The organism is Roseibium alexandrii DFL-11 (assembly GCF_000158095.2).
Lineage (GTDB): Bacteria > Pseudomonadota > Alphaproteobacteria > Rhizobiales > Stappiaceae > Roseibium > Roseibium alexandrii.
This window is the reverse complement of sequence record NZ_CM011002.1, coordinates 2,062,729-2,088,840: the sequence shown is the minus strand read 5'-3', so window position 1 is coordinate 2,088,840 and position 26,112 is coordinate 2,062,729. Positions and strand designations below refer to the sequence as shown.

Annotated in this window: 26 protein-coding genes; 11 read left to right on the top strand and 15 right to left on the bottom strand. The window is 57.5% G+C overall.

The features are described 5' to 3' along the window. The first annotated feature begins 190 nt into the window (after positions 1–190). From SADFL11_RS09630 to SADFL11_RS09610, 5 genes are all read left to right on the top strand, one after another. A complete protein-coding gene (locus tag SADFL11_RS09630; RefSeq protein WP_040451753.1) occupies positions 191–2,077 on the top strand; it encodes an ABC transporter ATP-binding protein in 1,887 nt (628 codons plus the stop codon). Beyond that, positions 2,074–3,960, top strand: coding sequence for an ABC transporter substrate-binding protein (locus SADFL11_RS09625; RefSeq protein WP_008191147.1), 1,887 nt, complete (start codon positions 2,074–2,076; stop codon positions 3,958–3,960). The genes SADFL11_RS09630 and SADFL11_RS09625 overlap by 4 nt, the downstream gene beginning before the upstream one ends. Before the next feature lie 254 nt (positions 3,961–4,214). Further along, positions 4,215–5,237 (top strand): ABC transporter permease, encoded by a 1,023-nt coding sequence (locus SADFL11_RS09620; RefSeq protein ID WP_040451754.1) that lies wholly within the window; start codon positions 4,215–4,217, stop codon positions 5,235–5,237. Then, positions 5,237–6,418: an ABC transporter permease gene (locus SADFL11_RS09615; RefSeq protein WP_008192674.1), complete on the top strand. Its 1,182-nt coding sequence runs from the start codon at positions 5,237–5,239 to the stop codon at positions 6,416–6,418. Before SADFL11_RS09620 ends, SADFL11_RS09615 begins: the two co-directional genes overlap by 1 nt. 60 nt (positions 6,419–6,478) lie before the next feature. Beyond that, complete coding sequence (locus tag SADFL11_RS09610) at positions 6,479–7,075, top strand: class I SAM-dependent methyltransferase (RefSeq protein WP_008192114.1); 597 nt, start codon at positions 6,479–6,481, stop codon at positions 7,073–7,075. Positions 7,076–7,134: 59 nt separating this feature from the next. Here SADFL11_RS09610 and SADFL11_RS09605 read toward each other — a convergent pair whose 3' ends face one another. Together SADFL11_RS09605 and SADFL11_RS09600 are read right to left on the bottom strand one after the other, a co-directional pair. Continuing rightward, a complete protein-coding gene (locus SADFL11_RS09605; protein WP_008194345.1) occupies positions 7,135–7,731 on the bottom strand; it encodes an SOUL family heme-binding protein in 597 nt (198 codons plus the stop codon). A gap of 92 nt (positions 7,732–7,823) precedes the next feature. Beyond that, on the bottom strand, positions 7,824–9,116 hold the full coding sequence (locus SADFL11_RS09600) for a tetratricopeptide repeat protein (protein ID WP_008190734.1): 1,293 nt from the start codon (positions 9,114–9,116) through the stop codon (positions 7,824–7,826). A gap of 230 nt (positions 9,117–9,346) precedes the next feature. On the opposite strand from SADFL11_RS09600, the gene SADFL11_RS09595 reads away from it, so the two are divergent. Further along, positions 9,347–9,583, top strand: coding sequence for a hypothetical protein (locus tag SADFL11_RS09595; RefSeq protein ID WP_008188914.1), 237 nt, complete (start codon positions 9,347–9,349; stop codon positions 9,581–9,583). Positions 9,584–9,699: 116 nt separating this feature from the next. On the opposite strand, the gene SADFL11_RS09590 is transcribed toward SADFL11_RS09595, so the two are convergent. Continuing rightward, positions 9,700–10,038 carry a DUF1330 domain-containing protein gene (locus SADFL11_RS09590; RefSeq protein ID WP_008195354.1) on the bottom strand — a complete coding sequence of 113 codons (339 nt, stop codon included), beginning with the start codon at positions 10,036–10,038 and terminating at the stop codon, positions 9,700–9,702. A gap of 39 nt (positions 10,039–10,077) precedes the next feature. On the opposite strand from SADFL11_RS09590, the gene SADFL11_RS09585 reads away from it, so the two are divergent. Further along, positions 10,078–10,980, top strand: a complete 903-nt coding sequence (locus SADFL11_RS09585) for a LysR family transcriptional regulator (protein WP_209002776.1) — start codon at positions 10,078–10,080, stop codon at positions 10,978–10,980. Positions 10,981–10,985: 5 nt separating this feature from the next. Here the strand turns inward: SADFL11_RS09585 and SADFL11_RS09580 are convergent, their stop codons facing one another. Continuing rightward, complete coding sequence (locus SADFL11_RS09580; RefSeq protein ID WP_008192021.1) at positions 10,986–11,771, bottom strand: helix-turn-helix domain-containing protein; 786 nt, start codon at positions 11,769–11,771, stop codon at positions 10,986–10,988. 111 nt (positions 11,772–11,882) lie between these two features. Between SADFL11_RS09580 and SADFL11_RS09575 the strand changes: the two genes are divergently transcribed. Continuing rightward, entirely contained in the window at positions 11,883–12,311 is a 429-nt protein-coding gene (locus tag SADFL11_RS09575) for a hypothetical protein (protein ID WP_008195586.1), read from the top strand. Positions 12,312–12,357: 46 nt separating this feature from the next. Here SADFL11_RS09575 and SADFL11_RS09570 read toward each other — a convergent pair whose 3' ends face one another. Genes SADFL11_RS09570 through nthA form a run of 4 tightly spaced genes read right to left on the bottom strand, consistent with a single transcriptional unit; the run spans position 12,358 to position 14,444 of the window. Next, on the bottom strand, positions 12,358–12,819 hold the full coding sequence (locus SADFL11_RS09570) for a methyltransferase family protein (protein WP_008192670.1): 462 nt from the start codon (positions 12,817–12,819) through the stop codon (positions 12,358–12,360). Beyond that, complete coding sequence (locus tag SADFL11_RS09565; RefSeq protein ID WP_040453186.1) at positions 12,816–13,157, bottom strand: nitrile hydratase accessory protein; 342 nt, start codon at positions 13,155–13,157, stop codon at positions 12,816–12,818. Before SADFL11_RS09565 ends, SADFL11_RS09570 begins: the two co-directional genes overlap by 4 nt. Continuing rightward, positions 13,150–13,809, bottom strand: a complete 660-nt coding sequence (gene nthB / locus SADFL11_RS09560; protein WP_008193620.1) for a nitrile hydratase subunit beta — start codon at positions 13,807–13,809, stop codon at positions 13,150–13,152. Before nthB ends, SADFL11_RS09565 begins: the two co-directional genes overlap by 8 nt. Further along, positions 13,806–14,444, bottom strand: a complete 639-nt coding sequence (gene nthA, locus SADFL11_RS09555; protein WP_008196541.1) for a nitrile hydratase subunit alpha — start codon at positions 14,442–14,444, stop codon at positions 13,806–13,808. The genes nthB and nthA overlap by 4 nt, the downstream gene beginning before the upstream one ends. 219 nt (positions 14,445–14,663) lie before the next feature. Between nthA and SADFL11_RS09550 the strand changes: the two genes are divergently transcribed. Both SADFL11_RS09550 and SADFL11_RS09545 read left to right on the top strand, forming a co-directional pair. Then, a complete protein-coding gene (locus SADFL11_RS09550) occupies positions 14,664–15,161 on the top strand; it encodes a peptide-methionine (S)-S-oxide reductase (protein ID WP_040451761.1) in 498 nt (165 codons plus the stop codon). Between the two features lie 441 nt (positions 15,162–15,602). After that, the gene (locus SADFL11_RS09545; protein ID WP_040453189.1) at positions 15,603–15,893 is read left to right on the top strand and encodes a GIY-YIG nuclease family protein; all 291 of its coding nucleotides are present in this window, start codon (positions 15,603–15,605) and stop codon (positions 15,891–15,893) included. Between the two features lie 295 nt (positions 15,894–16,188). Here SADFL11_RS09545 and SADFL11_RS09540 read toward each other — a convergent pair whose 3' ends face one another. The 7 genes from SADFL11_RS09540 to SADFL11_RS09510 form a co-directional block, all read right to left on the bottom strand. After that, positions 16,189–16,491, bottom strand: a complete 303-nt coding sequence (locus tag SADFL11_RS09540) for a DUF3088 family protein (protein WP_265936780.1) — start codon at positions 16,489–16,491, stop codon at positions 16,189–16,191. A gap of 263 nt (positions 16,492–16,754) precedes the next feature. After that, positions 16,755–17,567, bottom strand: a complete 813-nt coding sequence (locus SADFL11_RS09535; protein ID WP_008189580.1) for a polysaccharide deacetylase family protein — start codon at positions 17,565–17,567, stop codon at positions 16,755–16,757. A 17-nt stretch (positions 17,568–17,584) separates the two neighbouring features. After that, entirely contained in the window at positions 17,585–18,385 is an 801-nt protein-coding gene (locus tag SADFL11_RS09530) for a methyltransferase domain-containing protein (protein ID WP_008188912.1), read from the bottom strand. A gap of 59 nt (positions 18,386–18,444) precedes the next feature. Further along, entirely contained in the window at positions 18,445–19,602 is a 1,158-nt protein-coding gene (locus tag SADFL11_RS09525; protein WP_008190584.1) for a glycosyltransferase family protein, read from the bottom strand. Positions 19,603–19,607: 5 nt separating this feature from the next. Then, positions 19,608–20,753: a glycosyltransferase family 4 protein gene (locus SADFL11_RS09520; RefSeq protein WP_040451762.1), complete on the bottom strand. Its 1,146-nt coding sequence runs from the start codon at positions 20,751–20,753 to the stop codon at positions 19,608–19,610. Positions 20,754–20,779: 26 nt separating this feature from the next. Then, on the bottom strand, positions 20,780–22,000 hold the full coding sequence (locus tag SADFL11_RS09515) for a glycosyltransferase family 4 protein (protein WP_008191496.1): 1,221 nt from the start codon (positions 21,998–22,000) through the stop codon (positions 20,780–20,782). Positions 22,001–22,046: 46 nt separating this feature from the next. Beyond that, positions 22,047–23,264 (bottom strand): glycosyltransferase family protein, encoded by a 1,218-nt coding sequence (locus tag SADFL11_RS09510; protein ID WP_008191650.1) that lies wholly within the window; start codon positions 23,262–23,264, stop codon positions 22,047–22,049. A 230-nt stretch (positions 23,265–23,494) separates the two neighbouring features. On the opposite strand from SADFL11_RS09510, the gene SADFL11_RS09505 reads away from it, so the two are divergent. Continuing rightward, positions 23,495–26,080: an ABC transporter transmembrane domain-containing protein gene (locus SADFL11_RS09505; RefSeq protein ID WP_040453195.1), complete on the top strand. Its 2,586-nt coding sequence runs from the start codon at positions 23,495–23,497 to the stop codon at positions 26,078–26,080. The last annotated feature ends 32 nt before the right edge of the window (positions 26,081–26,112 follow it).

Here is a 26,112-nt window from a genome sequence, read left to right as displayed (position 1 = left end):
TTGCCTTCAATTCGTAACGTGTGTGTAAGTTGCGCATATGATAGGCATTATTAGGTTGGCGTGATCTAGATCACAGCACCGCTTCCGGATTATTGCGTTGCTAATACAGCGTAAATTTGGTTGTCTTTGTTTCGCAACACAGGCTGGGTAAGCATCAGTGTAATAACCTTTGCCCGGGAGGAAATTGACGGTGAATGTTCTCTCCATCGAGGGATTGACGGTAGAGTTTAATACGGCCGAGGGACGGACCAAGGCGGTCAACGATGTTTCCTTCGTGGTCCCGGAGAACAAGACCGTTGCACTTGTTGGAGAATCGGGCTCCGGCAAGACGGTCATCTCCCAAACCATCATGGGTTTGCTGCCGCCGTCCGCTTCGGTGGCATCCGGAAAAGTGATCCTGTCCGATCCGACAGGCGCAGAACCGCCGGTCGACATTGCTGCGCTGGACCGCAAGGGTGCTCAGATGCGCCATCTGCGTGGCAACCGGGTGGCGATTATTTTTCAGGAACCTATGACCTCTTTGTCGCCGCTGCATACGATTGGCGATCAGATCGGCGAGGCGGCTAAACTCCACCGCAATGTCACCGCGCCCGAAGCGCGCGAATTGACCCAGGAAATGTTGCGTCTGGTTCAGTTTCCGGATCCTGCGAGAGCGCTGGACACATATCCGTTCGAGTTGTCCGGCGGTTTGCGCCAGCGTGCCATGATCTCCATGGCGATGATCTGCAATCCGGCGCTGTTGATTGCCGATGAGCCAACCACCGCATTGGATGTGACGATCCAGGCTGAAATTCTCAAACTTATCAAGGATGTGCAGTCCGAACTTCGGATGTCGGTTTTGATGATCACCCACGATTTCGGGGTGGTTGCCAACATGGCCGACGAGATCGCCGTAATCTATCATGGCCGGATCATGGAAAAAGGCACGGCTGAGCAGCTTTTCGGAAACCCACAGCACGATTACCTGAAGGCGCTTCTCAATGCGGTTCCCGGGTTTCACATGGACAAGTCGGAGCGGCTGGTTCCCATCCGGCCGATCGAGGTGAAATCCGACGATCTGACAAAAAACCGGCCGAAATGCGATGTCCTACCGGGCGAAACTCTTATGGAAATGCGGAACGTGACAAAGGAATTCACGCTTCGCAAGGGATCATTCTTCGGCGGAAAACCAAAGACACTCAAAGCGCTTGATTGTATCAATATGACCATCAAGCGTGGCGAATGTCTTGGTCTTGTCGGAGAATCTGGATCAGGCAAAACCACGGCCGCCAAGGCGATCCTGCGTGCACTTCATTTAGAGCATGGCGAGGTTGTCTATAACCGGGGTAACGGGCTCGAAAACATAGCCACTCTCAAAGGTGAAGACCTGATGGACTACCGGCGGCGGGTCCAGCTGATATTCCAGGATCCGTTCTCGTCCCTCAATCCACGCATGACCATCAACGACATTTTGACGGAGCCGTTTGAAGTTCACGGAATTGGCACAGCGGAAGAGCGCGCAGAACGTGTGCGCGGCCTTATAAGCCTCGTGGGACTCGATCCACGGTTTCTGCGGCGCTATCCGCATTCGTTTTCTGGTGGTCAGCGGCAGCGGATTGGCATCGCCCGGGCGCTGGCGCTCAATCCGGAGTTCATCCTGTGCGATGAACCGACATCGGCTCTGGATGTGTCAGTGCAGGCGCAGATCCTGAACCTGCTTCAGGATCTGAAGCGCGATCTCAATCTGACATACTTGTTTGTCAGCCATAACCTTGCAGTCGTCGACTATATTGCCGACCGTATCGCCGTAATGTGCCGTGGACGGTTGGTGGAGCTCGGAGAAACCCGCGAGGTCGTTTCCAATCCGCTTCACCCATACACAAAGGCCTTGTTGTCTGCGGTCCCGGAACCGGATCTCGACACACCGCTAGATTTTTCGGCGCTGGATGCCAACCGCGCATCCGAACCGCATCTGTGGCCGGAGCCGTTCCGTGTCACCAATGACGATGTTCCGTCGCTTTTCGAGATGGAACCAGAACATTTTGTTTGTGCACCCGGTCTTAAGAATGCCGGAGCACTTGAGGGGACTGCAGCATGAAACTGAAACGCATTCTTGGTGGGGGGGCCTTTCTTGCCGCTTTTGCGCTGGCCGGGCCATCGTCCGCATTGGATCTTAAGGAAACTCCGGGCCTTGATACCAAACTTCCGCCTGTGGCGGAACGGGTTCCGTCCGAGCCGTTGATCGTGGACCTTGAAGCCAAGGGGCGCACCGTTGGCGAACACGGCGGCAAGCTGAACACACTGATCGGCCGATCCAAAGATGTGCGCCTCATCAACGTGTGGGGGTATGCGCGCCTGATGGGGTACAACGAAGACTTGGAACTGGTACCGGACCTTCTCGAAAGCGTTGATGTGGAAGAGGGTCGTATCTTCACGCTGCACACCCGAGAGGGTCATAAATGGTCCGATGGCCATCCTTTTGGTGCGGAAGACATCCGGTATTATTTTGAAGACGTTGTCAGTAATCCGGAGCTGACACCGTCGGGCCTGCCGCCGTTCTTGCTGGCTGATGGCAAGGGACCGAAGTTCGAAGTGCTTGACGAGACGACCGTCCGGTTTACCTGGGATGCGCCGAACCCGCTCTTCCTGACAGAGCTCGCCAAGGCCCGCCCGCCGTTTATCTACCGGCCTGCGCATTATCTGAAACAATTCCATGAAAAGTACGGCGATCCGGAGACCATCGCGGCGGAAGCTGAGAAGGTAAAGGCCCGCAGTTGGGCACCGCTGCACAACAAGAAGGATGACATGTACAGCGCGCGCAATGTCGACCTTCCCAGCCTTCAGCCCTGGATCCGCAGGGACGACAAAAGCGATCTTCGTTTCATTCTCGTTCGGAACCCGTTCTATCACCGCGTCGATTCCGCGGGTCAGCAGCTTCCCTATATCGACGAAATCATCATGACGGTTGCTGACGGAAAGCTCATTCCGGCCAAGACACAGGCCGGGGAGACCAATCTTCAGGCACGGAACCTCAACTTCTCAGACATCACGGTGCTGAAAAAGGGCGAGAAGCTGAACGACTACATCACGGCTCTTTGGTCCAACGCCAAAGGCTCGGAGATGTCGATCCTGCCGAATCTCACGGTCAAGGACCCTGTTTGGCGGAAATTGATGCGCGATACCCGGTTCCGCCATGCCTTGTCGCTCGGTATTGACCGTACGCTTTTGAACCGGGTGCTGTTTTTTGGTCTTGGAACACCAGGCAATGACACCGTGTTGAGCAGGAGCCCGCTGCATCAGCCGGAGTTCACCACCAAGTGGGCCGAATACGATGTCGATAAAGCCAACGCACTGCTCGATGAAATCGGTCTGACCGAGCGCGATGATGACGGCATCCGGCTGATGAGCGATGGCCGTCCACTTGAGATTATTGTGGAGACATCCGGCGAAGATGAAACCCAGTTGGATGCGTTGGAGCTCATTGCAGAAAACTGGGCTGAAATCGGCGTCAAATTGTTTTCCAAGCCGAGCCAGCGTGACAACCTGCGGGAGCGGGCCATCACCGGCGATCTGGTCATGTCGGTCTGGTGGGGCATGGAAAATGGCATCCCGACCGCGGACATGAGCCCGAATGATCTGGCACCTGTTCAGTCGGAGAGCCTGACCTGGCATGCTTGGGGCGATCACTACGAAACCAAGGGCACAGGCGGGGAGCCGTTGGATTGGGCGCCTGCACAACGGTTGATGGAGCTTTATCAGGCCTGGCTAGTGTCCGAAACGACAGAAGAACGCGAAAAAATCTGGCAGGAAATGCTGCAGATCCATGCGGATGAAACCATCCGGATCGGCCTCGTATCTGGCGTGCGCCAACCTGTCGTGATCAAGGACGTAAAGAACGTTCCGCTCGAAGGCATCTACGGGTGGGATCCGGGCGCACACTACGGCATTCATCGCATGGATGAATTCTACATGGACGACTAAGGTTTGCTACGAGATTCCGGGCCGGTTCGCCGGAGCCGGTACGGGCAGGAACAACACGGGATTAGAGCGTTGGTCCGATAGTTGTAGGCGGCAAGAGAGCCAGCGGTGTTGTTGCAGCACCGTTGTCAACGCGCCGCCTCAAAAACCGGCAGTGTGGCTTTCTGCCGGTATGGCATTTGGATCTTCAGCGTCGCCCGGCTCCCGGAACTTTTCGGGGCCGTGATGCAGAAGCTCCGAGGCTGAGGGGAAATTAGGTGCTGTATTACATTGTGCGCCGGATCTTGATGATGATTCCGACCTTGTTCGTGATCAGTTTTCTGGTGTTCTTCATCATCGAGTTGCCGACAGGCGATTACATTTCAAACCAGATCGCCGCGCTGAAAACGTCCGGCGAGCAATCGTCTATTGCGAAGCTGGAGTTCCTCCGCAAGGAGTTTTCCCTCGATCGTCCGTTTTTCGAGCGGTACCTGATCTGGGTGGGTCTTTGGCCGGGGCCGCATGGGCTGGATGGGTTGCTGCAGGGCAACTGGGGCTGGTCGTTTGAATTTGACAAGCCGGTGGCGGAAGTCGTTGGACCAACTTTGCCGCTGACAATTGTGCTCAATTTCGCGACCATTCTGTTCGTCTACGTGATGTCCTTTCCAATCGGCATTTACTCAGCGACGCGCCAATACTCTTGGGGCGATTATGGTTTCACCTTCATCGGATATGTGGGCCTTGCCACACCAAACTTTCTGCTCGCATTGATCCTCCTGTATTTCTTCAATCAGTGGTTCGGCCTGGCTGTCGGCGGGTTGATGGCCCCGGAGTACATCGACCAGCCCTGGAGTTTCGACAAGGCGATGTCAGTCCTCGCACACCTTATTGTCCCGACCATCGTGATCGGGACGTCGGGGACGGCAGGTATGATCAGACGCCTCAGGGCCAACCTGCTCGATGAATTGCACAAGCAGTATGTAACAACAGGCCGGGCAAAGGGCCTGAAAGAAGGCCAGCTTCTGATCAAATATCCGTTGCGGATGGCCATCAATCCGTTCATCGCAGACATCGGCAATCTTATTCCCTCTCTCGTCTCGGGCTCGGTGATCGTATCGGTCGTCATGAGCTTGCCGACTGTCGGCCCGGTTCTCTTGTCCGCGCTGCAATCGCAGGATCAGTTCCTTGCCGGTTTTGTGCTTCTCTTTGTGGCTGTTCTGACCCTGATCGGGATGTTGATTTCTGATCTGCTGCTGGCCGTGCTTGACCCAAGAATTCGTCTCGGCGGGAGGGCTTCGTGATGAGCGACGACCTGAAGAACAAGACACCGGTGCGGGAAGTCGAGCATTATGTGGATCCCGAACCGTTCAATCCGGCTGTCGTCGAAGAACTCAGCCCCGAGCAGGAGCAGTTCTACCAGGCCTCCCAGTGGCAAATCATGTGGTGGAAGTTCAAGCGCCACAAACTGGCTGTTTGGTCCGGCGTTGTCCTTTTGATTTTCTACCTTTGTGTGCCCTTTGCAGAGATAATAGCGCCTTATGCGCCGGATACGCGGGACAGCTATCACCTCTATGCCCCGCCGCAGCCGGTGCATCTTTTCCATGACGGTTCGTTTGTTGGCCCCTTCGTTTACGGTTTGAAATCTGAAATCAACATGGAAACGCTCCAGTGGGAGTACGCTCCAGATCTGGATAAGGTGCAGCCACTCCGGTTCTTCTGTTCCGGCGATGATTACGAGTTCTGGGGTTTGTTCCCGGCCACGGTCCATCTGTTTTGTCCTGCAGAGGGCGGTACCGCATTTCTTCTTGGGACCGATCGATTGGGCCGGGACCAGTTCTCAGGGTTGGTTTACGGTGCCCGGCTGTCGCTGACGATTGGTTTGGTTGGCGTTACGATCTCCATTGTGTTGGGGCTGTTTTTTGGCGGCATTGCCGGCTACTTCGGCGGCATCGCGGACACGCTCATTCAGCGGTTGATCGAGATCATGCGTTCTCTGCCGGAATTGCCACTCTGGATGGCGTTGTCCGCTGCCTTGCCCGTGACCTGGAGCCCCGTCTGGGTCTATTTTGGCCTGACGATTATCCTCGGACTGCTCGATTGGCCGGGGCTAGCACGTGCCGTCCGGTCAAAGCTCCTGTCTCTCCGCGAAGAAGAGTACGCCAAGGCGGCGGTCATGATGGGGGCGAAGCCAAAGCGGGTCATCACTCGTCACCTTCTGCCTGGCTTCACCAGTCACATCATAGCCTCGGCCAGCCTGTCGATCCCGGCAATGATCCTTGGCGAGACGGCTCTGTCGTTCCTCAACCTCGGACTTCGAAGACCGGCCATCTCCTGGGGCGTCCTTCTGAACGAGGCGCAAAACATTTCCGTCGTCACGGTCTATCCCTGGCTGATGGCACCGGTGATCCCGATCATCATTGTGGTTTTGGCCTTCAATTTCCTCGGTGATGGTTTGCGCGATGCGGCTGATCCCTATAAGTGATCACGAGATCAAAAAATAAGTAGCGGGCCGGCCGTGTCCGCTTCGTCCAATGGAGCAATCATGTCGAACAATGCGAGCACCGCCGAAGGCTGGGATGAAGAATACGTCGCCGGGCGCTGGGCCTTTTTGCGATCACTTCCCGAAAGCGGCCGGTACGGCATTATCGGCATGTGGCTCAACCTGACCAACTCGATTGAAGAGGTGCTGGACATCGGCTGCGGTGAGGGGCTGCTCTATGAACGGCTCCAGCCGATGGGCGTCAAGCGTTACGTCGGCATGGATCTGTCTCCGGCGTCTCTCAAGATTGCCAATGTCGATCCGGAAATCGCGTCCTTGCGCGCTGGCGACATGCACACCTTTGAACCGGAGGCAAATGAACGGTTCTCAGCCATCGTCTTCAATGAGGTTCTTCATTTTGCTGAAGATCCGGCGGCTGTTGTTGAGCGTTACCTGCCGTTTCTCAAGGACGACGGCGTGATCGCGCTTTCGATGTACTCGCCGAACAAACCGAAATCCGGTGCCAACAAGCTTATTGAGAAGCTGTGGGATGCTACGGATGATGCGAACAAGTGGGATGTGCTGGACGATTACCGGCTGACATCCGACAAAAAGGGCAGCGTGACCTGGCGTATGCGGCTGGTTAAACCGGTCGTCTGATCCGGACCCCATGTATTGAGAAAGGAGAGCCGCTCTTGGAGAACGGGGCGGCTTTTCTGCTATCCGGAGATCCGGATCTGCACCTCGTTGCGCCGGAAGGGCGGCGGGGTCAACGGGTCATTGAAAAACGCAAAGGTCGGCGGCCCCAAGGCCGTGAGCCCTTCCTCTTGCAAGAACGCTTCAAGTCTTGCCTGATGCTCTTTCAGATTTTGCGGAGACCATCTCCCGGAAAACCGGATTGCCGCAACGGTCGCATCCGAAATCGGGACTATGGAAACCCTGGTGTCCTCCGGCTGCGGCGCAGTTTCTGGTGAAAAATCGGATGGCAGATAGAACGCGACAGTCCAGCTCTCCGCATCCGTAGGGCTTTGGATGACGGGTGCTGTCATGGAAATCTTGTCGGTCGCTCCATTGTTTCCTGAAATATAGCCGAACAGGATCCGGAACGCGTCACGGGCCGCTTCATCCCGGTCACCCATGACTGTGACCTCTGCAGCGGCCGCTGATTTGTATTGCCGGATTTCGATCGGGCCGTGGGACGCAACCAGTGTGAATTGCGGCTGCTCCAGAAACCTTGACATGTTGGACCAGAGCAGTGTTCCGATACCACCGAGTAGAAGGAGCGCGCCAAACGTGATTGCAAAATACTTCAGCATGAAACGTCTACGAGCCGCGCGGCGGAAAGGACCACTTATTGACTGGTGCCGATCTGGCAATCCGCTCGGAACGAGTAGAAACGGTCCCATTCTCAGTCCGGAGGTGACCATCCGGCCTGCTTGAGGTAGCCCGCCACTCGGTCCGGGTGGGCTGGGTCCCGCATGAAACGCGCAATGACCTCGTCGATCGGAATGGGCCAAGTGTCCATCAGGATCTTGGCATGTCTTTGAGCCGTCTCGGTATGGCCCAAGGCTTGGTGCGCGGCAATCTTGAAGGCCAGCATGCCAGAGCTAACGGGCTCCCCCTGTTCGGCTGCTATCTTAAGTGCCTGAAGGGTCTCAGCGTAGTTGCCAAGAAAGAAATTCGCGACTGCATAGACGTTCCGGTTCGCGGTGCGGTGCAGTTTCTCTTGAGCCTCAATGAGTGGCCGCGACAGGTTCAGCGCCAGCTGGAAGTCACCGTTTGCAAGGGCCACCGTGCCATAAATCTCCAGGACATGAAGGTCCGTTGGTGCCATCGCGTTTGCCCGCGTGGACAGCCGGCTTGCTTCCGCATAGTCCCCGTTCGCCATGGCGGCCCAAGAGGCGGCAGACTGCGACCAGGGATCGGTCGGATCCAGCGCCACGGCCTTCTCTGCATAGGAGCGCGCTTGGGTTTTGAGAGTTTCCTTCTGATCGCCGGCCGGGCTCAACAAAGCAAGCGTCCCGGTGGTCTGGGCCGCGCCCGCATACCCGCCCGCGTAGTCCGGGTCGAGGCGGATAGCTTCTTTGAAAAAACCGAGCGACAGCCGCTGCCGCTCAACGTCGAATATCGGAAAAATGAGATCGCGCGCCTGCTCTGCCATATTGACGGCTTGCAGCGCAGCCGGAGATTTCTCCAGAATGGCTTGTCTTTCAACCAACCTGCCCGAAGACGCGCTGATCTCGCTCGAATGGGTATGAAACCCATAGATGGAAAACGTTGCACCGAAGGCAGTCACGATAAAGAGCGCTGCTCCTGCCACCCAGTATGGCAGTGTGCGGTGGTGTTTCGGTTGATCGGGGAGGGGAGGACCGGGAGCGGATGAAGGTTCATCGATTTCGGCAGCCTCTGCATCGGAGACTGTTTCGAACCGCGGCGTGTATCCGCCGCTGTCAATATGGATGCGCACCTTCGCATCGCGGCCTTCATCCTCATAATATTCGCTAAGGCGCCGACGGAGCCGGCGTGCGTCGACCCTTACAACATTTTCGGGGTCCCCGTCCGTCTCGGCACGCCGCCCGTAAACATCCTGGGCGATGGTTTTCCCCCGGATGCCATCGCCGCGCCCGTGAACGGTTTCAAGGACGACATATTCCAGGAAACTCTTGAGTCGATCCGCGTTCCAAAAGGTGGCGCTCGCCAAGATCTCCGATAAAGCTGACAGTACCTGCGCCGAGTCACCGTGAAATTCACTGGAAACAATTGTGGGGTCGAGTTTTGCCATTATAGCGGTAAGTTTGCATCAAACAGCGTTGAATAACAACCAAAAATGACGCTGCGGCAGTTTCGCGTCACGGTTTATGTCACCGTGTGTCACTTGTCTTTTGGGTTGTACACCGCGATCTTGCTCCACACAGGAGATTCCGGCGGCTCATGTCATATGCGGAGCAGATCAAATCGTTATTTCCCGAAGATTGGCCCATTGTTTTGGAAAACTGTGCGGCTGATCCGGAGATCGAGGAGATTTGTTCGGACCTTGCCCGGCTAGCACAGGACCTTGAAACGGCGGAAGACAACATTGCATTCATGTCGAGCAACCTGAAACAGGATGTGCTGAAGACTATGAAAGCTCTGGCTCAGGAAATTAGGCAAAAACTAGACCTGAGCTGAAAAACAAAAAAAGTGCGATTGTGGCCCCATCCTGACAAACGCATTCCTCCTGAGATGACTGCCGGGCATCTGCGTCATTGCAGATGCCCGGCTTTTCTTTCTTGTTTCCAGGCTCTCTAGTTCGGGATCACGACGATTGTTGATCTGCCACCCTCGTTCCGCAGGGCATGCACATCGGCGAGATCGGGGTCGTTGATCCATGCTTTTGCTGCATCCGCGTCTGGAAACGACAAAAGCGCGGCGACATTGGGTGCGTCTCCAGCGGACTCAAGGACGATCGGTTCCGGATCAACCGTTACCAGAGCGCCACCATGTCTGGCGAGGGCCGCGGGGGCCTTTTCGCGATAGGCGCCAAGGAGTTCCCGGTCAGTGATTGTGATCATGGCAAGGGCGTGCGTGGTCATGAGAAAGTCTCCGTTGATTGCGACACGCACAACATAAGGTCCATCGGTCATGATAAAAATTCTTCAATTGCAGACGCATCATGTGCAAAAATGCACACTATGGAAAAGTGGGACGATCTGAAATTTGTTCTGGCGATTGCCAAGGCCGGGAACATCACCAAAGCAGCGCGCGGTTTGAAGGTCACCCATTCGACCGTTTCGCGGCGCCTTGCAAGTCTGGAAGCAGAGCTTGGAACGCGGTTGTTTGAGCGGATACCCGAGGGGTTCCTGCCGACAGCCGCCGGGCAGGAGGCTTTGAATGTTGCTGGACGTGTGGAGCGCGAAATGCTGGCGCTTGATACCAGCATCACAGCGCAAGACGCGGAACTGGAAGGACCGCTTCGCATCACCGCGCCGCAGTTGATGTTCCAGGTACAGCTCGCTGACATCATGAAGGCCTTTGCCGAGAAACATCCCCGGATCCAGATGGAAATGATTGCGGCCAACGAGATCCTGAGCCTTCACCGGCGCGAGGCTGATGTGGCGGTCCGGGTGACCAACAGGCCGGACGAAGCCTTGTTTGGCCGGCTCGCAACCCGTCAAAAGCGGACCTATTACATCTCAAGGGACCATGCGCGCCAATTCGGAGATTCGCTTGCGGCCAATCCGTCAAATGCCGAGATTGGATGTCTCGTCTTTAAATGGGCCTCGCAAAGCGTGCCCAAGCGCATTCTCGCCCGATTTCCGAATGCCTATGTGAGTGTCATGGCTGACGACATGATCGCGGCCCACGCAGCCGCCCGCTCAGGCCTCGGCATGGTCCACATGCCATGCTTTATGGGCGATCCGGATCCCGAATTGATGCGTGTTCCAGGCCTGGAGCCGGAGCATTATCTCGATATCTGGCTGTTGACCCACCCGGAGCTGAAGAACGTTGCCCGCATCCGTACCTTCATGCGGTTTGCCGCTGATACGTTCGCCAAAAAGAGCCACTTCTATGCAGGTAGCTCATGACCGGGTCAGTGAGCCCGCGCAAGAAACCAGGATCGTGTCGCATCATCCGCCGGTAAAAGTGTTTCGATGCGGATGTCATCGAGAGCCGCATCGGAACTCATTCCGATGGTCGCGATCATGGAAAACAGGCTGAGCTCCACGCCGTCAACGCCGATCTTGAGGGCAAGAACCGGCTCGGGCGGACCATCTGGAACCGCCTCCATCGCGTCTCGGACACCTGGCAAGTCCAACAGGTCCTTGAGGAGGTCTTGGGCTTCCTGATCATTCGGCCGCCGGGCGGCTTCCATCTCGACGATGCGCATTAGCGCCCGGGCGCTGTCCGTCCAATTGCGCAGGCGGTCCCTGACCGGCCCGGGGCTTAGAATGACCCGCAGGATGTTCAATTCGGTGGTATTTCCGAGAAATGCAAAAAAGGTCTGCGCCGCGTGATTGGCCTTTTGCACCGTCCAGATGCGGTCGACACTGAAAGCAGGAAAAGGTTCGTGCCCTGTCAGGACATGATCGATGGAGGCCTGGACTGCCGCACGGGTTTCTGCGCTCCACCTCTGGTCCATCGAGGGGGCGGCGTATCCGGCAGACACCAGCATCGTGTCCACCTCCGCGACGGGCATGCCAAGCGCCAGACCGAGTTGCGAGATGGCCATCCGGCTGGGTTTTGACCGGCCGGTTTCCAGAAAACTGATGTGCCGCTGGGAAAGCCCGGCTTCCAGAGCAAGGTCAAGTTGGCTGAGCCGCCGCCGTGATCGCCAGGTTTTCAGGAGTTCGGGAAACTTCGAGGCTGTCTGTGTCATGGACTGACTATTCCGATATGTCAGCGGCTTGTCCATTACCTCCAAGGTAATTGAGATCAGTCACGGCTTCGGCATCCTTTGGGGCGTACACGCTCACAGGAGACCTGAAAAATGACTGCAGAACAATTTGGAAAACGTGTTTTGACCGCCAATGCCCTTTTTTGCGCGGCCTGCGGCTTTGCCCTGATCATGTTGCCGGGCGTCTTGACAGAATTGATGTTCGTCACTTCCGGCAGCTGGTTGTTTACCGGAGCACTTGGCCTTGGGGCCGGTTTGGTGACGACTGCTGCGGTTGTTCTTTGGGCCAGCCGTGACACGGCGCGAATGGCTCAACGGCTCAATATTCTCGCTGCCCTGGATGCGGCATGGGTGCTTGCAAGTGCCATCGTGCTTTTGGAGTTTGCGGCGGCATTCACGGCAACAGGCTGGTACATCGTTGCAGGTATCGCATTGATCGTTGCCGATTTTGCTGTGGCTGAGTTTCTGGCGGCGCGCAAACTCTCAACACCAGCGCATCGCCATCAACGCGCCGAAGCATGACGTGCTCTAAACAATTTGACCGGGCCGCGGATCCCTGCGGCCTTTATCAGATCCAGCGGCGGACCTTGGTGAGATAGTCCAGATAGTCTTCCCCGAACTTGTCTGCGAGCCGCGTTTCTTCCGGTTTGATCTGAAACTCGGTCATGTACCAGATGAAAAGAGGGCCGACCACAATCAGGGTCAAGGTGCCCCAATAGATCCCGGCTGCAAGCAGAAACAGCAGAAGTCCCAGATACATCGGGTTCCGGCTGATGCGGTAAAATCCGCTGGTCACAAGAGCCGATGCTTCTTCCGGGTGCATTGGATGCACGGTGGTCTTGGCTTTTATAAACGCCAGGACAGCTTGGGCGCCCAGGAGGCCGCCGATCAAGATAATGATCAGAGCAATCGGTGTGTTGAACGGCGGTGCGACGGAGGCAAACGGCAAGACGATGTGTCCGGCGTAAAGGAGTCCGAGGCAGACAAGGAAAACGATCGGCGGTGGGACTTTCAGTTCCAAGGCACTCACCTCTTCAGCTCGATGGGTTCGCCATGTGGCGTGGCCCGCGCAGCCTGGTCCCAGGCATCCCGCAACCCTTGCAGCTGTCCAGCCGCAGCGACACCTTTTCGGCTCAGCAGCGCTTCAAAAGCGTTCAGCCAGTGATCGTAGTAGCCAAGGCAAGCGCCATCGCCGTCCTTTGCCAGCTCCGCGCCAAGCGTCTCGGCCCATTCACTCCAGGAAAACACTCCGTTTTCATGCGCTTTCACTGTCATAGCAAAGACACGGGCTTCCCAAGGCTCGGAAAAGACCGGGCCGCCGTCCTGATCGAGCGGCAGTTTCGGCGTCGCAAGCACGGGATCAGGCAAGGTCAAGATAGGGCTCCCACAGATCGATGCGCAGGGAGAGGCTCGGATCGCTGTCCGGTCCCCATATGTCGGTTCCCTTGAACAGCACCCCGTAGAGCCAGGTCGGCTGTTCGCCGTGCCCATGGGCGTTGGCGTCCGGGAAAACGTGCACACCGTGCATGGCCTCGATGACGCCAGTGGCGTCGCGCGCGTAGCGGGGCAGGCGGGTGTGGCCTTCCGGGTGCATCCGTTTGGTGCGGATCTTGTCACCGACTTTGAACCGGGCAGGTTGCTGTTCCGGCCTGTCTGCTGGGCCGCCCCTGGCAAGGGCAGCAGCCACTTTATCCGCCGTAAGCACCTGTTTGACAGGTTTTGCCGGCACTTCCATGTGGCCGGTCTTCAGCTCGGCTTCGGTGATCAGTTCCTTGTCGAGACAGAGCTTTTCAAGGCCCCGTGTCCAGATCTCGTAATAGCTAGAGGTGAGGTAGATCGGCGGCGGCAGGGTTTCGCGGGCATGGCGTGAAGTGTCGATGTTCCAACTCCCGGTCCCGCCCATGGCAAGCGTGATCGCAAAGGCGCGCTCTTCCCACTTGGCATGAAAGTTTGGTTCGTTGTCCTCCAGCTCGATCGGGCCGAACCCCATCTGTCCGCCAAGATCCTGAGCGCCGTTCATTTGGCCGCCTCCAGTTGGGAGGGCTGAAGGGCAAGCCCGGTGCCGATCATGCTGTCGCGGGTGACGAGTTCTGCCAGTTGCTCTTCGGACCAGCCGTCGGTTCCAGACGGGCGTTCGGGGATCACCAGGTAGCGGATTTCGGCTGTGGAGTCCCAGACCCGGATGTCCTTGGTCTCCGGCAGGCTGACGCCGAATTCCTGAAGAACGCCCCGCGGATCGCGCACCGCGCGGGAGCGGTAGGGCGCGGATTTGTACCAGACCGGCGGCAGGCCGAGCACCGTCCACGGATAACAGGAGCACAAGGTGCAGACGACCATGTTGTGGGTGTTTGCCGTGTTTTCGACCACGATCATGTGTTCACCCTGCCGGCCGGTGAAGCCGAACTCCGCAATCGCGGCGGTCGCATCCGCGCGCAAGCGCTCCAGATACGCCGGATCCGACCACGCTCTCGCAACCACCTGCGCGCCATTCTTTGGGCCGATCTTTGTCTCGTAGGTCTCGATCAGCTCATCCAGCGCAGGTGGGTCAACATATCCCTTTTCTGTCAGAAGCGTTTCCAGCGCCCGCACCCGGAGCTCGATTTCCGAGAGTTCGGAATGGTCGTGATCGTGGTCATGGTCGTGATTGTGCGCCATGAAGGCTCCGTTGCAGGTGTGGTGATTTACCGTTGAGAAGTTCCGGCGTTGGATCCTGAGCTTAAGGCGGTAGACGGAGAGCGCCAAGAGGCCTTCAATCAAAAATCGAGGATCTGGATTGGGGGCAACTTCGTCACGGCGTTTTGTATTTCTCCTTTTCCCCGGCAAAGTGGCCGTCATGCGGGAGACGGAACCATTGCAGAAACTTGGGAGACCTCGATGAAACTCGGGCTCGGCGGCGGGTGCCACTGGTGCACCGAGGCCGTTTTTCAGACGCTTGCCGGGATTTCGAATGTCGAGCAGGGCTTCGTTCGCTCCGACCCGCCCAACCATGCCTGGTCGGAAGCTGTCTTAGTCACCTTTGACCCAGTAGCGTTGCCGATGGAGGTGCTGATCGAGGTTCATCTGCGCACCCATTCGGCAACATCACACCACAAGATGCGCGGCAAATACCGCAGCGCTGTCTATACCTATGATGCGGGCACCGGCGTCCGCGTTGCCCAAATCCTGCACGACCTTCAAAAGCACTTTGACGAACCGCTAGTCACCAAGGTGTTCACTTTGTCCGCCTTCAAGCCGTCTGACGAGCGGTTTCAGAACTACTACCTGAACGGCCCCGAGCGCCCGTTCTGCAAGACGTACATCGACCCGAAACTCAATCTTTTGAGACGCGACTACGCCGCCATCCTGCGCAGGGACGGCGAGGCCGCGGAGTAGGGATATGGATTGATAAAGCTGGGGGCGCTTTCGTCCCTCCAAATGCCGACAGGTTGATCGCATTTCCTGAGTGTCTGAGTGAGGCCCAAAAATACCAGCAGCCGTTACGGCATGGATTGCCACCCGGTCAAACCGGGGGCAGGCTCCTCAAGTCGGGCAATGACGAAGGAACTGTTGGCACAGTGTCTCTCCATACGCTCCGTCTTCCCCGGACCTTGATCGGAGGGCACGACGGTTCATTTCCGCTCGGAAGTCCGGGCCTCATGGCAAAGGTCACGGCATGGATTGCCCGGTCGAGCCGGGCAATGACGAAGGAAGTTGGTTTTAGGGTGTATAAAACTTTATGTGAGTATTCACGGTTGGTTTTTTCGCAAGAAACCCGCCACAACCTCCGTCATCACCGGGCTTGACCCGGTGATCTATGCCGTTTTCTATCTACGGATAAGGCGGTTTTGGGTTTACATCCTGGCAGGCCAAAAAAACGGGACGCTGTATACGGGCGTAACCAACAATTTGTCCCGTAGACTATATCAGCATCAACAGGGAACCGGGTCCAAGTTCACGCAGAAGTACAGTGTGAAGCGATTGGTCTGGTATGAAGAACATGCGACCGCTGAGCGGGCAATTTCGCGTGAAAAGGCGATCAAACACTGGTCACGTGCTTGGAAAATCGAGCTGATCGAAGCAACCAATCCCGAATGGTTTGATTTGGGTAAGGATCTCAATCGATAGGCAGGGTGAGAATTAAGCGTCCATCGCCGCTTGGTTTGCCACATTCCCTGGACAGCCTTTGTTCCTTGCTGCTGTAACGGCATGGATTGCCACCTGGTCAAGCCCGGGACAGGCTCCTCAAGTCCGGCAATGACGGCTGTGGTGGGGTTTTGGGAAAAACCATCATGGGCTGAATATTCAGTGTTGGTCATGTCGCTAGAAACTCGCCACCAGCTCCGTCATCACCGGGCTTGACCCGGTGACCTATGCCGTTTCCTTTCGGCAAAAAAAGCTCTGGTCAGACGAAAGCCAGGCTTCAAGGATGGCGGAAGGGATAGCCGTGGCGCTTGGTGAGGGGTTCGAGGATGGCGTCCTTGTCGTCGATGAACCCGCCATCCGACAGCACCAGAACCGGAAGGCTCTGGTGGTCTTCGCCGAGAAGCTCAACGAGGTCCACTCTCTGGCGGGGCCAGGCGATGCGTTTGACATTCAAGTCTGCGCCGAGATCCGGAAAGGACGTCAAAACACCTTCCATCAAGGCGCAGTGCCAGCAGTAGAAGGTCATGTCCGGATAGGTCGGATCTTTAGGGCGGGTCGCGTTTAATCGGAAATATTTGATGGTCGTACTGAGTTCGCTCGGCGAGGCGCGTCGTGATGAGCGATGCGGTGCATCGGTCAAGCGGTGCAACGCCGTCGATGGGCTGAGGTCGACCACCCGAAGGGCCGGATGCTTTTTGGTTCTGGCGTCGTTGGGCTTCGTTTATGGTACTTGCACCACCGCACAAAGCCCGCCTGACCTGAACCCAAAATCATCTCGGTCAAATGCCTCCGATTAAACGCGACACGCCCTAGAGCCGGGTTTCAACAGGTACAGCGTGTCGGTCATGCGGCAGTGCTTTTGGATGGATCAGCTACAGGAGTGCAGCCAAACAGGTCTTTCACTTCAGGCCATTCTGCCCCCGGGTGATGCGCGGCGATTGTGAGGAACTCTTGCAGAAATTCCCAGCAGCCCACGTCATGGACAAGGTGGTGGGTCAGGAGACCGAGGGGCTCGTCAGGGTTGTTGCGGCGGCGGCAGAGCTCCAGGTCGAACTTGCGCAACGCACTGCCCCAGCCGATGAACCGGACGTCCCGTTTCCACTTGATGATGTCGACGTGGCACTGAACCTGATGGGCCTTTGGGAAATTGTGCCAGGTAAACGTGGACAGGCCCGGCAGACCGAGGCCGGGCAGGGCGCGTGAGACGTCCGGGGCGATCCGGTTCCAGGGCGGGACGATCGCGGGAATGAATTTCTCACCAAAGAGCTCGTCCAGCTTGGCCTTGCCTTCGGTCAGTTGAGCGCCGAGTTCCTCAAGATCACGGCGGAATCCCAGTTCGGCGGCCCGTTCGCCCAAATCCTTGCGCTGAAAATTCTTGTGCTGCCAGCCATGTTGCAGAACCGGGGCGTGGCGCTCGTCTTTCAGCCGGTCCGCCAGGGCTGCAGTTGCCTGTTTCGGGATCACCGCAAGGGCGACATCGACATCATGGTTATTGGCAAGGGAGAGTAGTTTTTCCAGCTGCGGTGTGGGCTCGATCGCATCATCGTCGCGCCACCAGAACCGGACCTTTTGGCCACGGTCGGCAAACCAGTCGAGGTGAGCGGTCAAAGATGCCTTGAAGCGATCAAGATCGCTGGGTGTAGAGGGAGCTGTCACAGGGTTTCCAAGTAGACTCACGGCGCATCGGCGGTGAACAGAAAATAGCTGATGGTCGCAAAGATTGCATTCCGCGCCTTGAGGTCATCAAGTTCGGTTTGCCAGGCCTCGTTTTCGCTGGTCGTTATCTTGCTGGACTTAAGAGCATTGACGGCAAGGCTTGAGAAATAGCTGGCCGCCAGGTCCTGCGGGAAGATTAGCGCGCGCGAGGAAATCTCGATGTTAGCGAAACCGAGATCTTTAAGCGCCAAAACCAGCGGTCCTGGCAAAAAGCTGTTTTCAACGGCGGTCTCGATCTCATGGTCCAGAACGCGGCGGGCGAGCGTCCGGTCCGAGATGTTGATCGTGTTGGTGGAGAAATCCGGTTCGATCAGGGCGATCTTTCCGGAGGGTTTGAGAACCCGGCGCATTTCGCAAAGCGCGGCCCTGAAATCGGTCAGATAGATCAGGATCCGTTCGGCGCGGGCACAGTCAAAGCTTCCGTCGCCATAGGGCAGCGCGGCCGCATCGCCGGTTTGATAGTCGATTGACTGACCTCCAGCTTCGGCGCGCCGCTGCGCTTCCTTGATGAAGTCGGCGCTCTTGTCGAGGCCGCAAGCACTACCTTGGGCGCCGGCCGCTTCTGCAAGGCGCCGGGTCTCCAGACCGAACCCGCAACCGACATCGAGAATGGATTTTCCTGCAGCGACACCGCCGCGGGTGCGGGCAAGGTCCTTGAGTTCCTGAAGCTCGGCGATCCCGTCGAAGGCTTCTAAGGCGGAGATATAGGCGTTTACGCTGTCAACATCGTTCAAGGCCTTGAACTTGCTCAATTCCATGACCTGTTCTCCACTGGGTGCCGATGCTTTCGAAAGGTGACCGGTTCACACTGTGATGGTCAAGCCGCCCGTGCCTTGAGCAAGTCCATCAGAATGTCCGCGCTGCGGTCCGCGCCGCCCAGAAGCACCTTGTGGTGACTGCGCGGCAGGGCCAGCGCATCGTCGGCGGCCGCAGCCAGGCGTTCCGGTGTCAGCATGTCCTCGCTGGCGACGACAACGCGGCCATGGTTGGCCAACGCCTTCGCGCGCTGCTCCTGTTCGGTTTCCGTTGCGAGCGCAAACGGCACGATCACGGATGGAACCCCGGCTTCCAGAACATCCAGAACGGTGTTGTAGCCGCCCTGGCTGATGGAAAGCCGGGCCCGGTTCAAAAGACCCGGAAAATCGGGACGGGCCCGTTCCACGATGACCCCTTCGCCCGCACGGGCCTTGTACGCCTGGAACTCGTCTTCCGGCACATTGTGACCGGCGAGCACCCGCCAAGTGCAGTCTTCGGCGCGCCGGGACAGGGGACGGGCATCAATGGCCGCGCTCAAGAGGCTTTCGGACATGGCCCCGCCGCCACAGGAGACAACAACCTCGTCCTCGCCGTCGCCTTCCGGCGGCTCCGGCCGGTCGCCTTCGCGAACCACATAGCCGGTGTAGGCCAGAAGATCCTCAATCTTGTGGGCGAACGGAAAGCTGTCGGCCAGAGTGATGAAATCCGGGTCGGCGTGAATCAGCACCTTGTCGAAATAATCGCGCGCCTTGTCGGCCATCCATTCCTCTTTCCAGAGCTGCTGCTTGGGTACGAGAATGTCGCGGATGGAGCTTGCGATGATTGGCGGGTTGGCTCTCGCCTTGGCCGTATCCATAAGAACCGAGAGCTCGAACTCGAATTGCCGGCGCCCGAAAGGATAAGTCTCGGTCAGGAGAAGATCGTAGGGCTTGGCGGCGAAGGCATTCAGCGTTTCGGCTGTGCGCATGGCACGCCACTCATCATCCAGATCCTTGCCGTCCAGTGTGATCAGACGGGAAAACTCCGCGTTTGCCGTCTTGGCGCCGGGAAGTTCCAGAACCTCCAGCCCTTCCACATCCAGTGTCGGCGGGATCTGGTTGCCGGAGGCGAGCGTCACGTTAACGCCGCGTTCCGCGAGTTTCTTGCCGATCGCCGTTGCCCGGACCACATGGCCCGTCCCCAGAAGATGTTGGACATAGATGAAAGCGGTCAGCGACATGATGATCAGCGATCCTTGGGTTGATCGGACAAGCGTTTGTAGTGGTCTAGTGCGCAATTCAGAAAGGCGTCAAGGCGGCGGGCACCTGCATCCAGAGAATGTAATGCAAACATGCGGGCTCTTGCAGCTTCTCCAAACGACCGGACGCGCTGCGGATCGGTGAGCAGCTGGCGCAATCTTTCAGCAAAGGCTGGCGCGTCTCCCTCGGGCGCGAGCAGGCCAGTCGTGCCGTTTGCGACGATTTCCGGTACACCGAGCGCATCGCCGGCAACAACGCCAAGGCTGGAGGCCTGGGCTTCCAAAAGCACAAAGCCGAAGCTCTCGCGGATCGCCGGCCAAACGAAGAGGTCGTGCTTCGGGTATTCGGCAATGACCTGCTCGGGCGGTAGGGCTCCCAGCCAGGCAATTCGGTCCTTGGGTAACTGGCCCAAAATCGCGTCGCGGTTGGGGCCGTCGCCAACAATTGTGAGATGCCACGGCAAGTCGGATAGCTGGCCGAGGGCCGCTGCCAGAACTTCGTAGGACGCCGTTTTGTCGCCCTCGCGCATCATGCCGACCGTGAGCAGTCTAAAAGGTGGTTCCGGCACTGGCCGCGATGATTGGGGCTTTGCAAATGCCGAAAGATCCAGAAAGGGGAGAACGGTGCGCAGGCGCTGCGCCGGGTCGGTGCCGGTTTCTTCGAAGAAAGGCAGCAGCCGGTCCCGGTCCCAGTCATGAAGTGCGGCGATCCCGTCGGCACGCGTCAGGGCGTCATCAGCGCCCTGAAACCCGATCGCCCAGGGACCTGTGCGCCGTTTGCGTGCGCGGCTCGCCTCGATTACCGCAAAGGGGATGTTGAACCGGTCCGCCAGCGCTGGCCCGATCCAGTCGGGAGCCTTGTGATAGAGGTGATAGGTCAGAAAAATGTCCGGCTGGTAGCCTTCTTGCTCCCAAACATCCCCAACGCGCTCTGCTTCTTGCAGGGCTGCCGATTTGACGGACAAAAGTTCGGCATCGCCGCCGTTCTTGCGCCAGGCCTGGAAGCGGGTTGCCGTGTGAACCTCATGGCCGCCGAACTCCAGCGCTTTCACGATCAGACGGCCCATGGTGCGGTCTCCGGACGGGGTTGGGTCGTCCAGCGGCTTCATTGGAGCTGTGAAGGCGATCTTCACCGCAAGACCTCGATTCTCATGAGCTGCTACAACAGTTTGCGGAACTTCTCCGCCAGATGATCCAGGCCCGGCTCGGTCGCAAAGTTTGTCCGGACATTTTCGGCAGAGGCTTTGCCAAGCCGGTCCCGCTCACCCGGGTTTTTAATCAGGTCTTCCAGCGACTTGGCAAGGGTCTTGGGGTCGGCGGGCGGCACAAGGCGGCCTGTCTCGCCATCGGTAATCAGCTCAGGGATGGCCGAAACGCTTGTCGACAGGCAGCAAATGCCCATCGATTGGGCTTCCACCAGCACGTTCGGAATGCCGTCCCGGTCACCGGATTTGGTGAGTTTGGAGGGTAGAACAAAAAGGTCCGCCTTCTGGCAAGAGCTGATGACTTCCTCACGCGGTTGCGCTCCGCGCCAGGTGATCTTATCGGACAACCCCAGACGGTCCGCGCGTTCCTTCAGTTTTTCTGAGAGCGCGCCGCCGCCGATGTGGGTGAAATGCCAGTTGAGGTCTTCGGGCAGTTTCGAAAGGGCTGTCAATAGATCATTGTAGCCTTTCTTTTCCACCGCACGGCCCACGGAAATCAATTGAACCGGTGCACCGCTGCCGTCCTTGGTGGACGGTTTCTCGGACGGCATTGGAAAGCAGCAAAAATCCAGGCCGTGATAAACAAGCTCAACCTTGTCCGGATTGCTGCAAAGGCTTTTCAGGTACTTCGCGTTGACGCCGGTACAAGTCACACCCCATTCTGCGTCGTCGAGTTTCGTGCGCAGATCCCACTCCGGGCTGGTCCAGATGTCCTTGGCGTGGGCGGAAAAGGACCAGCGGCGGCCGGACAGATGCGCCGCATAGCGCGAAGCCGAGCAGGGTGTGTGCAGATAATGGGTGTGGATCCAGGTTATGTCCTCGGGCAGTTCATGCGCAAATACGCAGCCCTGCGCCCAGCGGCGCTGCCGGTTGGCGTTGCTTTCGTGGGAGAAATCTGCATCGAACAAGGCCTTCGCCGCTTCATAGGTCGGTTGCGCCTCGGCCCACTTTTTCGCGCGGGCAACACGCGCCGGATCGTCCTTCACATACTCCGGCAAGTACATGACCTCCGCCGAGATCTGACGGTGCAGGTCGTGAATGTAAGGGTCGTACGGCTGGCGAAGTGCGACGATCAGAAAGTCGATGCCCCGCCGTTCCAGGCCAAGAATTTCCTGGGCAATAAAGGTTTCGGAAAGGCGTGGATAGCCTTTCATCACAACAGCAATTCGGGACATTTGGTTGACTTCGGATCGACGGGGTAAAACGGGGCGTGGGCAGCGGTTAGAAGTTTACCAGCTTGGGGGCAAGCGTTTCCTGCCGTTCAGCGAAAATGTCTCCAACTCGTTGGCCGATGACATCGAGACCGCCAAGCAGATTGTCGACACCGGCTGTGCTGGGTGGTGCCATTTGCGGCAACTCCGACAAGGCTTCGGCCATCAGGTCGACATCCGGATACCGCTCAATCGGTAGAACCTTCAACAAATTACTCTGTTCGGCGCGCTCTGCCCGGATGGCCTGTTCGCGGCGTGGCACGACACGCGGGACCATCAAAGTCGGTTTGTCGAAGGAGAGGATCTCGCAGAAGGTGTTGTAGCCGCCCATGCCAACAATGGCCGTTGCATTCGCAAGGTACGGTTCGATTTGCGGGGTAAACCGCAAAACTTCCACATCGCGAAGGTGCTCAGCACGTTCGGTGAAATCAGCCGCTGCCGCGGCGGGCATAAACGGGCCAAGCACAATCAGCGCAGGGAACAGAGGGCGTTGCCGCGCTTCATAGGCGCGCATGACCCAATCAACCATTTCCACGCCGTCGCCACCGCCGCCGGGTGTCACAAGGATATAAGGCTCTTCTTCAAACGGCGCCGGTGCAGGCTGGTCTTCCGCCGATTTGGGCAAGCTGCGCCGCAGATAGCCGGTGTAGCGGAGCTTGTCTGTGATCTTTGGCGACACGTCAATGCCGTCGAGGGGATCACAAATTCCCTCAGGCCCATAGACCCAGATCTCGTCGTAGAGATCTTCCAGCGCCGGGTAGACGTTCTTGCGATCCCATTCTTCGGTGAGAGTTTCCGGATCGTCCATGACGTCGCGCAAACCGAGCACGAGGCGTGTATCCGTTTTTTTCAAAGCTTCCAGGGTGCCGAGCACTTCACCGCGCAGGCCTGTTGGCTCCTTGTCGACAATAAAGATGTCCGGATCAAAAACCTCAGCTGTGTGTTCAATGATTGACGAGCGGATTGCGAGGGTCTGATCGATATTGATGTGCAGGGAAAGGGGCGTGTATTCGCCATTCCGCAGTTTAATGACACCGGGAATACGGACGAAATCGACGCGGGAGCGGAATTCAAAACTGCCGATGATTGGCGAGCCGGACAAGATCAGGACAGACAGGGTGCTGAAGTCACCGACGAGGGATTGTGCAATTGCGCGGCAGCGTCGGAGATGTCCCAGCCCAAACGAGTCGTGGCTGTAAATCAGGATCTTCGGTGTCGTGGAACTCATACTGCCCCTGGAATTGTAATGCGGCCCCGCAGGCTTTATGTCTCATAAGAGCCGCGGTTGTCACGTCCAGATATCAGATCATCGGATGACTATCGACAGGAAGCGGCTCAAAGATTTAAAGATTGAGTTGCAGGGACCGATCAGGGTTGGCGCGTTTATTTGATGTTTTTTGATGTATCCACATCAAAGCGCCTGCCATAATGTTGTGCCGGACCGAGTCGGATAAGCTGATGGAAAAAAGCCTTTTTAGCTTCATTTGGAAGTACAGCTCACGTCAGCAAATCTACATTCTCATGGTCACGGTGCTGACCTATCCCGTCATTTACATCCTTCTCGAACTGCCGAAACTGATCATCAATGACGCCGTGGAAGGGGACAATTTTCCGCGGACGTTTTTCGGTTTCGACTTCGACCAGATCCCGTATCTGTTCCTTTTGTGCTGCATATTTCTGTTTCTGGTTGTTGTTTCCAACGGTCTGAAATTTTACCTCAACGTCTACAAGGGACGGCTTGGCGAGCGGATGCTGCGCCGATTGCGCTTTGAACTGTTTCAGCGCGTTCTCAGGTTTCGGCTGCCGCACTTTCGAAAGGTGAGCTCCGGCGAGATCATTCCGATGATCACGTCAGAGGTGGAAGACGTCGGCGGGTTCGTCGGTGAGGCGTTTGCTCTGCCCGCTTACCAGGGCGGCATGCTGATTGTGCAGCTCGGCTTTATTTTCATGCAGGATCCCCTGCTGGGTTTGGCTGCCGTCGCCTCATATCCGGTGCAGGGCTACATCATCCCGATCCTCCAGCGGAAGGTGGCTGAGCTCTCCCGCAAGCGCGTAAAAAACATCCGGGTCATTGCCGACAAGGTGGGTGAGGGGATCACGGGTGTTGCGGAAATTCATGCCAACGACGCATCCGCCTGGCATTCTGCAGACCTCTCCGACCGCCTCTACGAGAACTTCAAGATCCGGTACGAGATTTATAACCGGAAGTATTTCATTAAGTTTCTCAATAACTTCATGAACCAGCTGACGCCGTTCTTTTTCTATATGATCGGCGGCTATCTTGTGATCCAGGGCGACCTCAGCATGGGTGCTTTGCTCGCGGTGATCGCGGCCTACAAGGACCTCGCGGGCCCCTGGAAAGAGCTGCTCGCCTACTACCAGATGACGGTTGACGTTGGCATCAAGTATCAGACCGTCGTCGAGAACTTCGATCCCGCCGACATTCACGACACCGATCGGCTGACCAATGATGAAACCGTTGATCTAAAAGGCGACGTGAAGTTCGAAAGCGTCACGTTCTCCGGTGGTGCGGCTGGCCAGGAGGTGACGGATATCACCTTGAAGGTGTTGGACGGAACGGCTTGCGCGGTGATGGGGCCGGATGGTTCCGGACGGGCGGAAGTGTTACAGCTCGCGGCCGGATTGGTCTCTCCCTTGAGCGGAAAGGTCTATATTGGCGAACACGATCTGGACAAGCTGACGGACTCCACACTTGGCCGCGAGATCGCCTATGTCGGTGGCGCGGTACATGTGTGGACCGGGACGATCCGCGAAAACCTCTATTACGGTCTGCGTCACCGGCCGTTGACGAATGTCGAGCGCACGGGTGAGCAACTGAAGGTCTATAAACGCAGTCTGAGCGAGGCCGCCGAAACCAAAAACCCATCTTACGACCTCGCCGCCGATTGGCATGATCTCAAAAAGGCCGGCGTCACCGATATCGACGCGCTCGATTTGAAGGCACTGGAGCTGCTGGGGGCGGTCCAGCTGGATGCCGATATCTACCGTCTCGGTCTTCAGTCGCGTTTTGATCCGTCCATGAACGACACGTTCGCCGGGCGCATCTTGAATGTCCGCAAGGAACTGGTCGCACGGATTGCTGCCGACCCGACCCTCGCTGGCCTTGTGGAGCTGTGGGATCCGTCCACCTTTAATGCCAGCGCCAGCCTTGCTGACAACCTGTTTTTTGCTGTGCCGTCCGATGCCGACATCACGATGGATCAAGTACCTGATTTGCCGGTGGTGAAAAGCTTCCTGTCGAGTAACGGTTTCGATAAAAAGCTACAGGATATCGGGGTCCAGATTGCAGAAACCATGCTGGAGCTCTTCTCCAACGTGTCGGGCAGCAGCGGCCTGCTTGGGTCGTATTCATTCATCACGCAGGAGGAGCTGCCGGACTTTGAGCGCATGGTGCGGATTGCCCGGTCTGGACAAACCCGGCCTGGTCTCTCAGACAACGACAAGTCACGGCTGACGGGCCTCGCGTTCAAACTGGTGCCGGCCCGCCACCGCTTGGGTGTGATGACGGATGAGCTCAAGGCCGAAATCATTGCAGCGCGTTCGAAATTCCTGGAGACCGTCGTCAAGGACAACGATGAGTTCCTGGCCTTCGATCCGGAGGTCTATCTGCCGCCGCTGACGATTGAAGACAATCTTCTCTTCGGTCGTCCACGTGTCGACCGGCGCGACGCCCGCAGGCGCATCGACGCCGTTATCCGGTCAATCGTGGAAGAGACGGGTCTGCGCCAACCGATCATTTTTGCAGGCTTTGGGTTCCATGTCGGCGTTTCAGGGTCGCGGCTGTCCGCGGGCCAGCGCCGGCGGATCGCGCTTGTTCGCGGCCTTCTGAAAAACGCGCCGACAACCATCCTCGATGATGTTGCGACCGGCATGACGGAAGAAGACAAGGCCTTGCGCGAAAACCTCAGGAGCATATTGTCCGGAAGGACGCTTCTGTTCGGGACTTCCAATGCAGATATCGCCGCTGAATTCGAGCATCGCTACACCCTGGAACAGGGGCGGCTGTCGGAGAGTGAAACATAATAATAAGCCGAACAGGCAGTCATTCGGCTGAA

What these genes read in the sequence shown, in the direction of transcription:
- SADFL11_RS09625 (WP_008191147.1), top strand. Translation starts at nt 2,074, where the DNA reads ATGAAACTGAAACGCATTCTTGGTGGGGGGGCCTTTCTTGCCGCTTTT.
- SADFL11_RS09615 (WP_008192674.1), top strand. Translation starts at nt 5,237, where the DNA reads ATGAGCGACGACCTGAAGAACAAGACACCGGTGCGGGAAGTCGAGCAT.
- SADFL11_RS09610 (WP_008192114.1), top strand. Translation starts at nt 6,479, where the DNA reads ATGTCGAACAATGCGAGCACCGCCGAAGGCTGGGATGAAGAATACGTC.
- SADFL11_RS09605 (WP_008194345.1), bottom strand. Translation starts at nt 7,731, where the DNA reads ATGCTGAAGTATTTTGCAATCACGTTTGGCGCGCTCCTTCTACTCGGT.
- SADFL11_RS09595 (WP_008188914.1), top strand. Translation starts at nt 9,347, where the DNA reads ATGTCATATGCGGAGCAGATCAAATCGTTATTTCCCGAAGATTGGCCC.
- SADFL11_RS09590 (WP_008195354.1), bottom strand. Translation starts at nt 10,038, where the DNA reads ATGACCGATGGACCTTATGTTGTGCGTGTCGCAATCAACGGAGACTTT.
- SADFL11_RS09585 (WP_209002776.1), top strand. Translation starts at nt 10,078, where the DNA reads ATGCACACTATGGAAAAGTGGGACGATCTGAAATTTGTTCTGGCGATT.
- SADFL11_RS09580 (WP_008192021.1), bottom strand. Translation starts at nt 11,771, where the DNA reads ATGACACAGACAGCCTCGAAGTTTCCCGAACTCCTGAAAACCTGGCGA.
- SADFL11_RS09575 (WP_008195586.1), top strand. Translation starts at nt 11,883, where the DNA reads ATGACTGCAGAACAATTTGGAAAACGTGTTTTGACCGCCAATGCCCTT.
- nthB (WP_008193620.1), bottom strand. Translation starts at nt 13,809, where the DNA reads ATGAACGGCGCTCAGGATCTTGGCGGACAGATGGGGTTCGGCCCGATC.
- nthA (WP_008196541.1), bottom strand. Translation starts at nt 14,444, where the DNA reads ATGGCGCACAATCACGACCATGACCACGATCACGACCATTCCGAACTC.
- SADFL11_RS09550 (WP_040451761.1), top strand. Translation starts at nt 14,664, where the DNA reads ATGAAACTCGGGCTCGGCGGCGGGTGCCACTGGTGCACCGAGGCCGTT.
- SADFL11_RS09530 (WP_008188912.1), bottom strand. Translation starts at nt 18,385, where the DNA reads ATGGAATTGAGCAAGTTCAAGGCCTTGAACGATGTTGACAGCGTAAAC.
- SADFL11_RS09525 (WP_008190584.1), bottom strand. Translation starts at nt 19,602, where the DNA reads ATGTCGCTGACCGCTTTCATCTATGTCCAACATCTTCTGGGGACGGGC.
- SADFL11_RS09515 (WP_008191496.1), bottom strand. Translation starts at nt 22,000, where the DNA reads ATGTCCCGAATTGCTGTTGTGATGAAAGGCTATCCACGCCTTTCCGAA.
- SADFL11_RS09510 (WP_008191650.1), bottom strand. Translation starts at nt 23,264, where the DNA reads ATGAGTTCCACGACACCGAAGATCCTGATTTACAGCCACGACTCGTTT.
- SADFL11_RS09505 (WP_040453195.1), top strand. Translation starts at nt 23,495, where the DNA reads ATGGAAAAAAGCCTTTTTAGCTTCATTTGGAAGTACAGCTCACGTCAG.